This is a genomic window from Streptomyces sp. NPDC052109, assembly GCF_040680195.1.
Lineage (GTDB): Bacteria > Actinomycetota > Actinomycetes > Streptomycetales > Streptomycetaceae > Streptomyces.
Genome location: NZ_JBFAWF010000023.1, coordinates 39553 through 54113 on the forward strand (window position 1 = coordinate 39553; position 14561 = coordinate 54113).

A 14561-nucleotide genomic window follows, 5' to 3' on the forward strand; every position below is an offset into this window, starting at 1 on the left:
CCGGCGGGTATGGAGCCGGGATACCATCACTCACGCCATGCAGACGAATCCCACACCTCTCCCGTACAGCAGCCTGGTCGCCGTCGGCGACTCCTTCACCGAGGGCATGTCGGACCTGCTGCCCGACGGCTCCTACCGGGGCTGGGCCGACCTGCTCGCCACGCGGATGGCCGCCCGTACACCGGGCTTCCGGTACGCCAATCTGGCGGTGCGCGGGAAGCTGATCGGGCAGATCGTCGACGAGCAGGTGGACGTGGCGGCGGCCATGAACGCCGATGTGATCACGCTGGTCGGCGGCCTCAACGACACCTTGCGCCCCAAGTGCGACATGGGTCGGGTGAAGGGCCTGCTGACCGAGGCCGTGGAGCGGCTGGCGCCGTCCTGCAAGCAACTGGTGCTGATGCGCAGCCCCGGCCGTCAGGGCCCGGTGCTGGAGCGGTTCCGGCCGCGCATGGAGGAGCTGTTCGCCTGCGTGGAGGAGCTGGCCGGCCGGCACGGCGCGCTCGTCGTCGACCTGTACGGGGCACCCGCGCTGGGCGACCCCCGGCTGTGGGACGTGGACCGGCTGCACCTGACGGCGGAAGGGCACCGCCGCGTCGCCGAGGCCGTGTGGCAGACCCTCGGGTACGAGGCGGAGGACACCGAGTGGCACGTGCCCATGGCGGCCTCGGCGCCCCCGGGCTGGGTGACACGCCGGGTCGCGGACGCGCGGTTCGCCCGACAGCACCTGCTGCCGTGGATAGGCCGGCGCCTGACCGGCCGCTCCTCCGGGGACGGCCGTCCGCCGAAGCGACCCGAGCTGCTGCCGTACGAGGCATAGCGCCGGGGTCGTGACCGGGCGGTGATCAACATCCGGGGCAGGATCCACGAGCTCGGCCCCGGCTTGAACACGCGCCCGCCGACGTGGTGCACGTCGGCCGTCGCTGGACGACGGGGGCGCGCCACTCCGGCCAAGCGCTTGAAGCAGGCACAGATCGCGGTCGGCCCCCTGTTGAGCCGAACACGTCTCGCACCGGTCCGCGGTGTTCTGGGCCGGGCCGATGGTGGGCCTGGTCACCCGGGCTGTCGTGTCGCTCGCGATGCCGAATCCGGTGAGGGCGGCCACGGCCCCGGCGGCAGCGATGACGCGGCGAACACGCATGGGCTGCCCCCGTCGCGTGTCCTCCGTTCGGCGCGTTCAGCATGGTCGGACGGGGTGCGGTACGTCGCGAGCCGCCACTGCGAATGGGCGACGGTTCATCGCCGGCTTCGCCCCGACCGGGTCCGGGCAAGCCGGGCGTACCGTGTGCCCCGTCCCGGCGTTCGGGGTGCACGTGACCTGCCGGGGCCTCCGACGGGCCCCGGCGCCTGCCTCACGGTCGTGTTCGGCGCTCGGACGGCCTGGTCGGTGCCGGCGCACCGGCGGGGGCCGTCCCGTTTCCGGGCGAGGCCTGACCGCGTATGTACGGGACAGGGAGTGCGACGGCAGAGCAGACGAGCGAGACGCCCAAGCGGCACGCGGGCGAGCGGCTGGGCGCCGACGGGAGGAACGATGTCCTCGACCACATGACGGCGCGCGTTCCCGATCAAGGCACCGTTGAAGACCGAGCCGGCCTTGAGCGGTCCGAGCGCGAGGTCGCCGAACGACGCTCGCGCGGGGCCGCCGTCTCGCACTCGTCTCACGAACGGGCGCGCGCAGACCCGCGCGGAAGCCTGTTGACCTGTGGATTCCTCCAGCCCATGGACGGGACGGACCCTGTATGGACGGACGGTAAACTCTGGTCACGTGACTTCTGCGCCCGCCAAGCCCCGCATCCCGAACGTCCTCGCCGGACGCTACGCCTCCGCCGAGCTCGCCACGCTCTGGTCCCCCGAGCAGAAGGTGAAGCTGGAGCGGCAGCTCTGGCTCGCCGTGCTGCGCGCCCAGAAGGACCTCGGCATCGAGGTGCCGGACGAGGCGATCGCCGACTACGAGCGGGTCCTCGACACGGTCGACCTGGCCTCGATCGCCGAGCGCGAGAAGGTCACCCGGCACGATGTGAAGGCGCGGATCGAGGAGTTCAACGACCTCGCCGGGCACGAGCACGTGCACAAGGGCATGACCTCCCGCGACCTGACGGAGAACGTCGAGCAGCTGCAGATCCGGCTCTCGCTGGAGCTGGTGCGCGACCGTACGGTGGCCGTCCTGGCGCGTCTCGGCAAGCTGGCCGGCGAGTACGCCGAGCTGGTCATGGCCGGCCGCTCGCACAACGTGGCCGCGCAGGCCACGACCCTGGGCAAGCGTTTCGCGACGGCCGCCGACGAGCTGCTCGCGGCGTACGGCAGGGTCGAGGAACTCCTCGTCCGGTACCCGCTGCGCGGCATCAAGGGCCCGGTCGGCACGGCGCAGGACATGCTGGACCTGCTCGGCGGCGACGCGGCGAAGCTCGCCGAGCTGGAGAACCGGATCGCGCGGCACCTGGGCTTCTCGCAGGCCTTCACCTCGGTCGGCCAGGTCTACCCGCGCTCCCTGGACTACGAGGTCGTCACCGCGCTGGTGCAGCTGGCGGCGGCTCCGTCCTCGCTGGCCAAGACGATCCGGCTGATGGCGGGGCACGAACTGGTCACAGAAGGCTTCAAGCCGGGCCAGGTCGGTTCCTCCGCGATGCCGCACAAGATGAACACCCGCTCCTGCGAGCGCGTCAACGGCCTCATGGTCATCCTGCGCGGCTACGCCTCGATGACCGGCGAGCTGGCGGGCGACCAGTGGAACGAGGGCGACGTGTCCTGCTCGGTGGTGCGCCGGGTCGCGCTGCCGGACGCGTTCTTCGCGCTGGACGGCCTGCTGGAGACCTTCCTGACGGTTCTCGACGAGTTCGGGGCCTTCCCGGCCGTCATCGCCCGCGAGCTGGACCGCTACCTTCCGTTCCTCGCCACCACCAAGGTGCTCATGGGCGCCGTCCGGGCCGGTGTGGGCCGTGAGGTCGCGCACGAGGCGATCAAGGAGAACGCCGTGGCCACCGCGCTCGCCATGCGCGAGCAGGGGGCCGAGCGCAACGACCTGCTGGACAAGCTCGCCGCCGACGAGCGGCTGCCGCTCGACCGCGAGCGGCTGGCCGCACTGATGGCCGACAAGCTGTCCTTCACCGGTGCCGCCGCCGACCAGGTCGGTGCCGTCGTCGGCCGGATCGAGGAGATCGTCAAGCGGCACCCGGAGGCCGCCGGTTACACCCCCGGAGCGATCCTCTGACCCGCGCTCCCCGCTCACCGCGCTTCACCAGGGCGGAGCTGGAGGCCGCTCGCGACCGTCTCGTACCGGACGTCGTCGCGGACGGCCTCCAGGTGCTGTTCTGCGGTATCAATCCGGGGCTGATGACGGCAGCGACCGGCCACCACTTCGCCCGTCCCGGCAACCGCTTCTGGCCGGTGCTCCACCTGTCCGGCTTCACCCCGAGGCTGCTGAAGCCGGCCGAGCAGCAGGAACTGCCGGCGTACGGACTGGGCATCACGAACGTCGTGGCACGGGCGACCGCGCGGGCCGACGAGCTGACCGCCGAGGAGTACGTCGCGGGCGGCCGGCTGCTGGCCGAGAAGGTGACACGGCTGCGGCCGAAGTGGCTGGCCGTGGTCGGGGTGACCGCGTACCGGGCGGCCTTCGGCGACCGCAGCGCGCAGGTGGGGCCGCAGGAGCGGATCGTCGGGGACAGCCGGGTGTGGGTGCTGCCCAACCCCAGCGGGCTGAACGCGCACTGGACCGCGGCGACCATGGCGGAGGAGTTCGCCCGGCTGCGGGAGGCCGCGCAGACGTAGCGGGTCACGGCGGGTCCGTCTCGGTGGCGGTGAGCAGGAGCTGGATCTCGTCCGTGGGATCGCGGTCGGCGACTCCCAGGACGATCCAGCGGCCGCACTGTCGTGCCTCCCAGACGTACACGTCTCCCATGAGGTGACTGAGGCGGGCCCAGGGCTCGGGTATCTCCTCCGTCGCGGTGCGCAGCCGTATCGTCTGGAGCCCCATGTGCGACGGCTCGCCCCACCACTCCGTGAGGGTGCCGGCGAGTGCCTCCCGCTCCTCGTGGAAGCGCTCCATCACCTCCTCGCGCATCGAGGCGTCGGCGACTCGCGTGCCACGGCTGGTCGCCAACTCGGCCGTGTGGTAGCCCGGTCCGGCGATGCCGAGGTCCGACCTCCCGTCCTCGGCGGGGAACTCCCGCGAGCACAGCAGATCGGTGACGACGAGGTACGTCTCGATGCCCATGTGATCCAGTAAACCGGCCCCCACTGACAATTGGCGGGGCGTCAAAGTCCGCAGGGTTCCCAGCGGGTTCAGGCGAACCCGGCGCCGTACGCTCCGCGCTCCCGCCGCCGGACATGTCCCCGACGACGAAGAACCCGCTGAGCACGGCGAGGACGTCCCCCACCGGAGCAAGTCCCCGCGACGACACCGCAACTACCTGTCCGTTCACCGCAGTTGTCCTACCATGGCGGTGATTGCCAGCAGGCCGGAGAGCAGGAGCCGCACCCGCATGTCCATCGATCCGCCGGAGTCACCTGAAGCCGCCCTCCCCGTGTGGGTGTCCGCCGACGAGGTCGAGGACCTCCTCGACGAGTCGAAGGGGTTGCTGCGGCGCAACGGTGATGCCGTGCTGCAGCAGGTTCCGCTGGGGCCGCTCCGCAAGAACCTCTCCGCGACCGTGGACGCCCTGCAACAGCTGTTCGCGGAGGTCTCCGCCCGAGGAGGGACCCTGCCCCTCAAGGAGGCCCAGCTGTCCTTCCAGATCACGGCCACCGGAGGGGTCCAGCTGATCGGCACCGGCCAGGTGCAGGGGACCCGCGCGATCACCCTCGTCTTCAGGCAGTAGCCGGATGGGCCGCCATCTGGCCGTGCTGGTGGGAGCGAGCGACTACCAGTCCTCCCAGGGAGAGTTCCCCTCGCTCGACTTCATCCCGGCCGAGCTGAACCGGTTGCGCACGGCCCTGCTGCGGCGCGGGTTCGACCGCGTCGATCTGGTCGCGCGCGGCTTCGTGACGGACCACGGCACCGGTATCAACGGCTCCCTGGTACGCGGCAGCGTCAACAAGGCACTGGCCGACGCCAGGATGGGCGACACCGTTCTGGTCGTGCTCAGCGGGCACGGGATCCAGCACGAGGGCCGCGACTACCTCGTACCCGAGGGCCTGCACCCGTACGACGACCACATCGAGGAGTCGGTGCCGGTCGACTGGGCGGCCCGTGCGGTCTCGAACAGCGAGGCGGACACCGTCGTCTTCCTCTTCGACACCTGCCGGGAGGGGGTACGGCAGGAGGCCAAGGGGTCCCCCCGGCTGGTGCCGCGCAGGAAGGATCTCGACTGGAGGCTGGAGCGGCGCCGCAAGGTCGCCCGGGTCTTCGCCTGCTCGCCGTTGGAGAAGGCCCTCTGGGCACGGGGCGAGGCGGCGGGCGACACCGCGGACGCCGGCGCGTTCAGTCTGTTCACCCGCGCGCTGACCGACCTGGTCGAGGCCGGCACGCCCGGGGTGACACTCCCCCAGCTGCTGGAGGCGCTCCAGACCCGCATCACGGAGTTGCACACGCTGTGCGGCAAGAGCGGCCCTCCCCAGCAGGTCGACCACCAGATCACCAGCGGGCCCGCGCAGGACGAGATCGTCGTCCTGCCCGCCGCTCCCGGCGCCGAGGACGCCTCCCCGCGCTCCTACGCTGACCACCAATGGGTCCGCATCGTCACGGAGCACAAGGTCTGGAGTCTGGTCCCGGACCCGCAGCCGGCGGTCGTGGAGGAACTGAAGCAGCGCTGCGCCGCGATCGCCGCGCGTCTCGCGGCGGCGAACGAGCGGGACGAACCGCTCCTGGCCGGCGACCCCTGGCACGATCCGCTGCACGCCAGGCGCACCAGCCAGCAGCTGGCCCAGCTCGTGACGGGCGCCCCCTCCGAGCGCCCCAGTGCCCTGACCGACCTCCAGCCCACCGAGGCCGCGCTCCTCGCCCTCGTCCCGTTTCTGGCGCACACCGTCGAGGTCGGTATCGCCGCGGCCGAGGTGTCGGCCGTCCACGAGGAACCGCCCCAGTTCACCACGTTCACCGACCGCTACCCGCGTGAGCGGCGGCGCATGGAACAGGCCCGCCGGGCCGGCAACACCACCGCCGTCCGGGACATCCGCTGGTGGCTGTTCCACCGGTGGCTGCTCCACCGGGGGGAGACGTACCACCCTTCCGTGGTCGCCGCCCTGCTCCCTCCCTCCGACGAGAGCCAGGACGGCTGGATCGACGAGGCGCTCGGCCGGAACCGACTGCAACGGCTGGTCAACGAACTGCGGTTGTCGCCCTTCTCACTGCCCGGCTCGGGTGTGTCACCGCAGGCGGACACCGGTGCCGGGGACATGGCACTGCAGGCCAAGGCCACGGTGGCGGGCGGCCACGACGACCAGCACTACGTGCGCGAGCGGCTGCTGGCCGTCCTCCTGAAGCTGGCCCGGGCGCGCGCGGTCACGCCGCTCGCCCTGCCACCGGTCGTCGTGCAGAACCTCGCGGTCCGCGACCAGATCGACCTGCTGGACCTGCGCACCTGCCTGCAGAACGCGTTCTGGGACCGCCAGGGCAAGAGCATCACGCTGCGGGCCGCTCCACGGCATCACGTGGGAGCGCTGGCCCTGGAGATGTACTGCGACCAGGTCGACGGGGTGCTCCGGGACGTCGGCGAGATCACCGACCTGCCCTGGGACCTGCGCCCGCTGGACGGCCTGCCGGCCCGGGCCGGCGCGGATCTCGACGCACCGGCCCACCTGCGCAAGGCGATCCGGTTCCGCGCCGACGAGGAACGCGTCCTCGACCTGCTCATGGGACGCAACCTCTACAAGGATCCCGCGCTGGCCGTCCGCGAGATGTACCAGAACGCCCTGGACGCATGCCGGCACCGGGACGTGCGCACGCGGTACCTGCGCCGCACGGGGGCGGACCCCGCGCCCTGGGAAGGCACCATCACCTTCACCCAGGGCGTCGACGACGAGGGACGCCGCTACCTGCGCTGCCAGGACAACGGCATCGGCATGGGGGAGACCGAGATCCGCAACGCCTTCGCCGAGGCGGGGGCGCGCTTCGTCCACCTCCCGGAGTACGTGCGGGAGATGGCCCTGTGGCAGCAGCACGCCGAGGACCTGAAACTGCACCCCAACAGCCGGTTCGGCATCGGGGTGCTCAGCTACTTCATGCTGGCCGACGAGATCAGCGTCGACACCTGCCGCTTCGGCATGGACGGACGTCCCGGCCGGGCGCTGCGGGTGTCCATCGCGGGCCCCGGGACCCTCTTCCGCATCGATCCGCTGCCGTACGACCCCCTGAGGGAGGCCGGAACCACCGTCACCCTCTACCTCAACCCGCCCGAGCACGCGGAGCCGCCGCTCTCCTGCCTGACCGTTCTCAACGAACACCTGTGGATCGCCCCGTACCGCACCGTCGTGTCGACGGGCGGGGCACCCGCCGTCTGGGAACCGTACGAGCTGCGTGTCGAGTCACTGCGGGAGCATCAGCAGGAACACCGGAGATCGGCCCGGCAACCCGGCCGGTCCGGGGCCGCCGTGGCCAAGGCCGCGGACAGCAGGCTGTACTGGGTGCCCGGGAGGGGAGTGTTCCTCGCGGACGGCATCAAGACCGACCGCAACGTCTTCGGCATGGTCGTCGACCTCCGTGACGAACTGCGGCCCGAACTCCTGTCCGTGGACCGGGTGGAGCTGCAGCGCTACGACGAGGAGGCGGTGGAGCGGCTCAAGGAATCCGGCCTGTCCGAGCTCATCACCAGTCCGGTGTTCACCTACGACTGGGTGGTGCAGGTCAGCGACTCCGACGAGAAGCTCGCCGCGGCGTGCGTGGAACGTGCCGCCGCGGCCGGGATCACCTGGGACTTCCTGGGACATCAGGTCCCGGTCGCGGCCAGCGGTGTGTTCCTGCCGGACGACCTGATCCTGTGCGCACTCACCGGCGAGCTTCCGCACTCCCCCGAGCCATGGCCGGAGGTCGAGCACGTGTTCCTCGCCTCCATGCCGGATTACATCGTCCGCTGGCGTCTGCTCGCCCTGCTGCGTGCGGGCGTCGGCGGACCCACGACAGACGTCGTCACCGCGTCCGCCCCCCTCACCGCGCGGCCCACGGATCTGAACCTCCTCATGCGCGACGGGTTCAACGCCTGGACGGAACGCCGCCAGGCCTGGCGGGCGCAGAACCCCTACAGCAAGCGCTTCGAGTCGTCCTACACGCTCGCCCGTGTCCTCGAGGACGCCGGGATAGCCCCCCTGGACACCCTCCCCAAGTGGACGGACCAGCAGGCGATCGCGGATCTCGACCGCATCCTCGACGGGGTGAAGCAAACGGGCGGCACCGCCGGGGAAGTGGCGCGGCAACTCACCGCGCTGGGCTTCCGGGTGCCCCGTTTGCCCGTCTCCCCCGACCTGGGACCCGCCGATCTGCCGTATCTGCGCACAGTCGCCGATTACTTCTCCTGGCTGTCCCCGGACAGCGTCGTCTCATGGCCTCAGCTGATCTCTTCGGCGGCACGCGCCCGCAGCACCGTCGCGGAGACGGCCAAGCGTCTGGAGCGGCTCGGATACACCGTCACGGCACCGCCGGAGGGCCACGCCGAACCCGGCGAGGTCGACGGGCGACTGGTGGACGCGGCCTACGGAGGACGAACCGCGGCATCGCTCGCCGACGGGCACGCAGCCTTGTCCGCCGCCCGGATCACCGTCGCCGCGGTCGCGCTGCACCTGTCGCCCGCGGCGGCGGCCGAGCGCCTCGCGGAACTGGGCATCCCAGTGCCCGAGCAACGACTCGGCACCACGCCTCTGGTGGACGACGACCGGGTCATCCTCAGCCGGGACCTGGACGGCCAAGGGCCCTGGCTGGATCCGGACGACACCGTTCTCCCGCCCCACGTGATAACGGCCTCGAACATCACCGGTCTGAGCATGGAGGACGTGTCCGAGCGCCTGCGTGCGCACGGGTTCACGCCGCCGGACATCGAGCCGCCGTGGACCGAACTCTCCGCCGAGGACCTGATGCTGCTCAGCCAGGGGTACCAGCGCGAGGGGCACTATCTGCGCCCCGATCAGCCGGTCACGCAGCGCCATCTGCTCGACGTGTCCGAGCAGATGGAGATACCCGTGTCCGCCGTCCGCAGGCGCCTCACGGAACTCGGCTACCGGGTTCCGGACGACGCCCCGCTGCTCGACCGCCTGGCTCCCGAGGACTACGACCTGATTGCCCCGTACTTGCCCGACGGGCTGATCGTCGGCGACCCCGGCGAGGTGATCCCGCCGGCGCACATCCGGGCCGCCGCGCATCGCCTCGGCAAGCCAGCTGCGGAGATCGCCGAGCGGCTCGCGGCACTGGGCTGCCGAATCGGGGCACCGGTCGAGTCCTTCCTGAGTCCTTCCCCGGGCGACCTCCTGGCACAGCTTCTCGCCTCACCCGAGGCGAAGCCTGCGGAACCACACCGGGACGGCGTCGAGGTGTCCCTCGCCGAGCTCGCCTCGCTGGCTGTCCGCCTCCGCCGGCCGTTCCGGGAGGTGGCGCTCGAGGCCTCTCGTCATGGCTTCCGCCATGCGGCGCGCGACTGGTTCCACGAGGCGACCCCAACGGTGGGGCCACCGCGCTCCGTCGCACGCCAAGAGGCCTCCCCGGCGTGATCCGCGCCGACCGGATGCCGGTCACGTCCTTCTCTTCGACGCCGAGCCCCGCGGCCCAGCGGTGATTCCGCTGGTGCGGCCGGCTGGGCCGCGGAGCCGCCGAAGGTCCTGGTGCGACGTCCCAGGAGAACGAGGAGTACGTGTACGAGGCACTGCACGCGGGCGCCTGCGGGTTCCTGCTCGAGCGGGGCCACGCGGCCGTGCAGGCGGGTGCGGCTGGTCGCGGAGGGCGAGTCCCTGCTCTTCCCGGCTTCCGTACGACGCCTCGCCCCCCGGTACGGCGACGGCGACCGCCCGGCACCTACCGCGCCGGAGCGGGCCCGGCCGACGGAGCGGGAGGCGCAGGTGCCGCGGCTCATGGCCCGAGGGCTGCCGAACGCGGAGATCGCCGCTCGGCTGGTCGTGGCCGCTGGGACGGTCACGTCGCATGTGGACGCCGTGCTGGCCGAGCTCGGCGCGCGCGACCGCACCCAGGCGGTGATCGCGGCGTACGAGCCGGGGTTCGTCGAACCGGGGTGAGCCGGGCCGGACTTGCGGAACCCGGCACTCGCCGGGGGCGGCCGGGCCGAGTACGATCCGGCCAACACGCCCGCGAGCTGGAAGGACGGACGGTGGGGCAGCTGACCGGCGGCGATCCCTCGCTGCTGCGAAGGATCAATTCCGCGGTGGTGCTGCGCGCGCTGCGTACCGCGAACTGCGCGACGCTCACCGAGATCACCCGCGTCACCGGACTGTCCCGGCCGACCGTCGAGGGGGTCGTCGAAGGGCTCATCGAGGGCGGGCTCGTCGTGGAGACCGCGGCCGACGAGGGCACCGCGCGCCGGCAGGGGCGGCCCGCGCGCCGGTTCCGCTTCCGGGCTGAGGCGGGACACCTGCTGGGGCTGGAGATCGGGCCGCACCGGGTCGCGGCGCTGCTGTCCGACCTGGACGGGCGAGTGCTGGGCGCGCAGGCCAAGGAGGTCGACGAGACGGCCCCGGCGGACGAGCGGCTCGACCGGCTGCGCGGCGCGGTCGCCGAGTTGCTGCGGCGCGCCGGGGTCGCGCGCAGTTCGCTGCGGGCCGTGGGCGTGGGCACGCCGGGGATCGTGGAGGCGGACGGCACCGTACGGCTGAGCACGGCGCTGCCGCAATGGACGGGCCTGAAGCTGGGTGAGCGGCTCAGCCGTTCCTTCAAGTGCCCGGTGCTGGTGGAGAACGACGCCAACGCGGCGGCCGTGGCCGAGCACTGGAAGGGCGCGGCTGCCGAGACGGACGACGTCGTGTTCGTGCTGGCCGGTCTGAGCCCGGGCGCGGGTTCGCTGATCGGCGGACGGCTGCACCGCGGCTACGGCGGGGCGGCCGGGGAGATCGGCGCGCTGCACCTGCTGGGCCGGGAGGCGACTCCGGAGACGCTGCTGTCGACCACCGACGAACCGCTGCACCCGCTGGACGAGCAGGCGGTCGCCGAGGTGTTCGCGCTGGCCCGGGAGGGCGACCAGCGTGCGCGGGCGGCCGTCGAGCGGTTCATCCAGCGGCTCGTGCACGACGTGGCCGCGCTGGCGTTGGCGCTCGACCCCGAGCTGGTCGTGATCGGCGGATGGGCGGCCGGTCTGGACGGCGTCCTGGAACCACTGCGCCGCGAACTGGCCCGCTACTGCCTGCGGCCGCCCCGGGTGACGCTGTCCCTGCTGGGCGAGGCGGTCGTGGCCACGGGGGCGCTGCGCCTGGCCTTGGACCATGTCGAGGAGCAACTGTTCGCGGTGGACGGCACGGTGGCGCGGCGCTGAGCGTCGCGGGGTGGTGGCGCGGGAGTTCTGCCGCTTCGCCACCGTTGGCCGACGTGCCCCTTTGCGGAGCCTGGCCGGTGCCCGGCGTGGTGGGAAGAGCCGCGGAGGCGGGATCCGCGCATGTGGTGCCGGGCACGGCCGTGTCGCCGCAGCGGCACCCCGGTTCGCGCCCGCACCGCGGAACCGCATGACCGATGCGGCCCGCACGCTTGGCCGGCCGCACCGGCCCGGTGTTGCCCGGGTGCCGGCAGATACGGCATGCCCCACCCGCCGGACGCCCCGCGCCGGGCCGCCGCGGCACCCTGGCGACCGGTCGCGCCCGCGCGGCGGAACCGTATGACCGATGCGGCCCCCGCCCCTTGGTCGGCCGCCCGGCCGGTCTCGCGGAGTTACCCGGTGATCACGAGGCCCGGCGCTCCGGGTCGTGGTGTATCTCCACGTCCGGGGAGTCGCCGAAGGTCAGCCGGCAGGTGTCGGCGCGGTAGGTCGCGACGGACAGGGCGGCGGTGCGACCCCCGGCGAAGAAACGGGTGGTGACGACGAGGACGGGCGAACCGGGAAGCCGGTCGAGCTCCTTGGCGTCGTCCGCGCGGGCGGATCCCAGCTCGACGGCGCGGTCCTGGCCCTCGAGCGTCAGGTGCTGAATCTCGCGCAGCACCGCACGCGCGCGTGCCGGTCCGGACGGGGCGTCGATCGCGGTGAGGTCGGGCACCGAGGCCGCCGGGATGTAGAGCAGTTCGGTGGCGACCGGCTGGCCGTGGGACATCCGGGAACGGCGCACGGTGTGCACTGGCTCGTCCGCGCCGGTCTCCAGGGCCGTGGCGACGGAGGCGGGCGGCGCCGCCCGCTCGCTGTCGACGGGCTGCCAGGCGTCCGAGGCGGCGCCCGGCCAGGTGTGCTGCTCGGTGCCGACGGCCACGCCCATGCGCGGCGGGGCGACGGTCGTACCGACTCCCCGGCGGCGCTGCAGCCGGCCTTCCAGCTCCAGCTGTTCGAGGGCCTGGCGGAGCGTGGCGCGAGCCACGCCGAAGCGAGCGGCGAGGTCGCGCTCGTTGGGCAGGATCTCGCCGACCGAGAACTCGGAGTCCAGTGCCTCGCTGAGCACTGTCTTGAGATGCCAGTACTTCGGTTCCGGCACCGATTCCAGCTGCGTGGTCCCCACCCTGTCCTCCGCAAGAGCCGTGGTCCGGCGGTTTTTAGCGCCCTTGTTTATTAAAGGTTGTTGCACTTCTCTGCGACCATAGGGCGACCCGCACCCTTGGTCAAGACCAATCCTCGATCCCTTGGGCGACGCGGGGCTGACCTGCCGCGGAGCGTTCACGAGGCGTTCGTACACGGCGGTGTGTGTGACATCGCGGCAAAGCTCCCGTCGCAGAACGGGGGCGTGTGGGGCCTGTGTGGTTCAGCGGTCGACGAGGTGCCGCAGCTTGTCCGGATTGCGGACGACGTACACGGTCGTGACACGGCCGTCGACGACGTCCAGCTGCAACAGCGCGTCGGGCCTGCCCGCGGACAGCACCAGCACGGCCGGACCGCCGTTGGCCTCCAGAAGGCGGTACGCGGGATCCACCGGCGGCCGCTGCGCGACGGCGAGGAGGAAACGGCCGACCTTGTCGGCGGAGTGCATGATCCGCACCGGCGCCTTGGCCTTGCCCCCGCTGTCGCCGACCAGGCGGACGTCCGGGGCGAGCAGGGACATCAGCCCGGCCAGGTCGCCACCGCCCGCGGCGGCGAGGAACCGTTCGGTCAGCTCGCGTCGCCGCACGGGGTCGACCTCATAGCGCGGCCGGCGTTCGTCGACGTGCCGGCGTGCCCGCCCCGCGAGTTGCCGCACCGCCGCCTCGCCGCGGCCGAGCAGGGTGGCGATCTCGGCGTACGGATGGCCGAACGCCTCCCTGAGCACGAAGACGGCCCGCTCCAGCGGCGACAGTGACTCCAGCACGACCAGCACGGCGAGGGAGACGCTGTCGGCGAGCACGGCACGCTCCGCCGCGTCCGGGACGGCCTCGCCGGACCCGGTGAGGTACGGCTCCGGCAGCCAGGGACCGACGTACGCCTCGCCGCGCGCCTGGACCTGGCGCAGCCGGTCGACGGCCAGCCGGGTGGTGACGCGCACCAGGTAGGCCCGCGGGGCGCGGACCTCCGCGTGATCGGCGCGGGACCAGCGCAGCCAGGCGTCCTGGACCACGTCCTCGGCGTCGGCGACACGGCCCAGCATGCGGTAGGCGACCCCCGTGAGCAGGGGGCGGTGCTGTTCGAAGACGTCGGTGGCGGTCTCGCTCGTCACCGCTCCATCCCATCCGACACGCACCGCGGGTGTCCACCCGGAATCGGGTCGTCCCGCACGTGTCCGGATCACAATGACGGCGGACCGCCGGGGGTCGGCGGCCGGTGACCGGGAGGCGACCGATGCGGTGCGCGGTGCTGGGCACGGGCGAGGTGGGCCGCACACTGGGCGGCAGGCTGGTGGAGCTGGGGCACGAGGTGACCCTCGGGTCCCGTACCAAGGACAACCCGGTGGCGCTGGAATGGGCCACGGCCGCGGCCGCGCGGGCCCACGCGGGCACCTTCGCGGAGGCGGCCGCGACGGCGGAGATGGTCATCAACGCGGTGAGCGGCCGGGTGGCACTCGACGCCCTGCGGGCCGCCGGCGCGGAGCACCTGGACGGCAAGGTCCTGGTGGACGTCTCCAATCCGCTGGCGTTCGAGGACGGCCAGCCGCGGCTGGACCCGGTGGAGTCGGACAGCGTGGGCGAGCAGATCCAGCGGGCCTTCCCGCACGCGCGCGTGGTGAAGACGCTGAACACCGTCAACTGCCGGGTGATGGTGGAGCCGGGCCGGGTGCCGGGTGCGCACCACCTCTTCGTGTGCGGTGAGGACGCCGGGGCCAAGGAGCAGGTGAGGGCCTTGCTCGTCGGATTCGGCTGGCCCGCCGAACGGGTGCTGGACCTGGGCGGGATCGGAGCGGCGCGGGCGACGGAGATGTATCTGCCGTTGTGGCTCGCACTGATGCGGCAGTTCGGGACGGAGGACTTCAACATCGAGGTGCGTCGGGCGGATTGACGGCCGCGGACGTGCGCGGGATGTGCGCCCACCGGGGGCTACCGGCCGGTAGCAATTGCTGACAAGCTGTCTACGGCGTCCGTCAGCAGCCAGACGAGGAGC

10 protein-coding genes and 1 pseudogene are annotated in these 14561 nt (G+C 72.3%); 8 read left to right on the plus strand and 3 right to left on the minus strand.

Going from position 1 to position 14561, the window contains the following annotated elements; translation table 11 throughout:
* Positions 1-37: 37 nt before the first annotated feature.
* The 3 genes from AB0L59_RS33745 to mug all read left to right on the plus strand — a co-directional run bounded on the left by AB0L59_RS33745 (position 38) and on the right by mug (position 3768).
* Positions 38-820: an SGNH/GDSL hydrolase family protein gene (locus AB0L59_RS33745; RefSeq protein WP_365590464.1), complete on the plus strand. Its 783-nt coding sequence runs from the start codon at positions 38-40 to the stop codon at positions 818-820.
* Between the two features lie 945 nt (positions 821-1765).
* Entirely contained in the window at positions 1766-3208 is a 1443-nt protein-coding gene (gene purB / locus AB0L59_RS33750) for an adenylosuccinate lyase (RefSeq protein ID WP_365590465.1), read from the plus strand.
* Positions 3209-3246: 38 nt separating this feature from the next.
* Complete coding sequence (gene mug, locus AB0L59_RS33755) at positions 3247-3768, plus strand: G/U mismatch-specific DNA glycosylase (protein WP_365590551.1); 522 nt, start codon at positions 3247-3249, stop codon at positions 3766-3768.
* A gap of 4 nt (positions 3769-3772) precedes the next feature.
* Here the strand turns inward: mug and AB0L59_RS33760 are convergent, their stop codons facing one another.
* Complete coding sequence (locus tag AB0L59_RS33760) at positions 3773-4213, minus strand: hypothetical protein (protein ID WP_365590466.1); 441 nt, start codon at positions 4211-4213, stop codon at positions 3773-3775.
* A 268-nt stretch (positions 4214-4481) separates the two neighbouring features.
* Between AB0L59_RS33760 and AB0L59_RS33765 the strand changes: the two genes are divergently transcribed.
* The 4 genes and pseudogenes from AB0L59_RS33765 (at position 4482) to AB0L59_RS33780 (ending at position 11396) form a co-directional block, all read left to right on the plus strand.
* Positions 4482-4817, plus strand: a complete 336-nt coding sequence (locus tag AB0L59_RS33765) for a hypothetical protein (protein WP_365590467.1) — start codon at positions 4482-4484, stop codon at positions 4815-4817.
* 4 nt (positions 4818-4821) lie between these two features.
* Positions 4822-9630 carry a caspase family protein gene (locus AB0L59_RS33770; RefSeq protein WP_365590468.1) on the plus strand — a complete coding sequence of 1603 codons (4809 nt, stop codon included), beginning with the start codon at positions 4822-4824 and terminating at the stop codon, positions 9628-9630.
* A gap of 93 nt (positions 9631-9723) precedes the next feature.
* Positions 9724-10149, plus strand: a pseudogene (locus AB0L59_RS33775) (response regulator transcription factor); the annotation flags it as partial.
* Positions 10150-10241: 92 nt separating this feature from the next.
* Positions 10242-11396 (plus strand): ROK family transcriptional regulator, encoded by a 1155-nt coding sequence (locus tag AB0L59_RS33780; protein WP_365590469.1) that lies wholly within the window; start codon positions 10242-10244, stop codon positions 11394-11396.
* Positions 11397-11796: 400 nt separating this feature from the next.
* Here the strand turns inward: AB0L59_RS33780 and AB0L59_RS33785 are convergent, their stop codons facing one another.
* A complete protein-coding gene (locus AB0L59_RS33785) occupies positions 11797-12558 on the minus strand; it encodes a GntR family transcriptional regulator (RefSeq protein WP_365590470.1) in 762 nt (253 codons plus the stop codon).
* Positions 12559-12798: 240 nt separating this feature from the next.
* The gene (locus AB0L59_RS33790) at positions 12799-13683 is read right to left on the minus strand and encodes an RNA polymerase sigma-70 factor (RefSeq protein WP_365590471.1); all 885 of its coding nucleotides are present in this window, start codon (positions 13681-13683) and stop codon (positions 12799-12801) included.
* A 122-nt stretch (positions 13684-13805) separates the two neighbouring features.
* Here AB0L59_RS33790 and AB0L59_RS33795 point away from each other — a divergent pair, with 122 nt between their 5' ends.
* The gene (locus AB0L59_RS33795) at positions 13806-14459 is read left to right on the plus strand and encodes an NAD(P)-binding domain-containing protein (RefSeq protein WP_365590472.1); all 654 of its coding nucleotides are present in this window, start codon (positions 13806-13808) and stop codon (positions 14457-14459) included.
* The last annotated feature ends 102 nt before the right edge of the window (positions 14460-14561 follow it).

Bases quoted from the DNA above. Each gene is read 5' to 3' on its own strand.
- AB0L59_RS33745 (WP_365590464.1), top strand. From the start codon at position 38: ATGCAGACGAATCCCACACCTCTCCCGTACAGCAGCCTGGTCGCCGTC.
- AB0L59_RS33765 (WP_365590467.1), top strand. From the start codon at position 4,482: ATGTCCATCGATCCGCCGGAGTCACCTGAAGCCGCCCTCCCCGTGTGG.
- AB0L59_RS33770 (WP_365590468.1), top strand. From the start codon at position 4,822: ATGGGCCGCCATCTGGCCGTGCTGGTGGGAGCGAGCGACTACCAGTCC.
- AB0L59_RS33795 (WP_365590472.1), top strand. From the start codon at position 13,806: ATGCGGTGCGCGGTGCTGGGCACGGGCGAGGTGGGCCGCACACTGGGC.
- AB0L59_RS33760 (WP_365590466.1), bottom strand. From the start codon at position 4,213: ATGGGCATCGAGACGTACCTCGTCGTCACCGATCTGCTGTGCTCGCGG.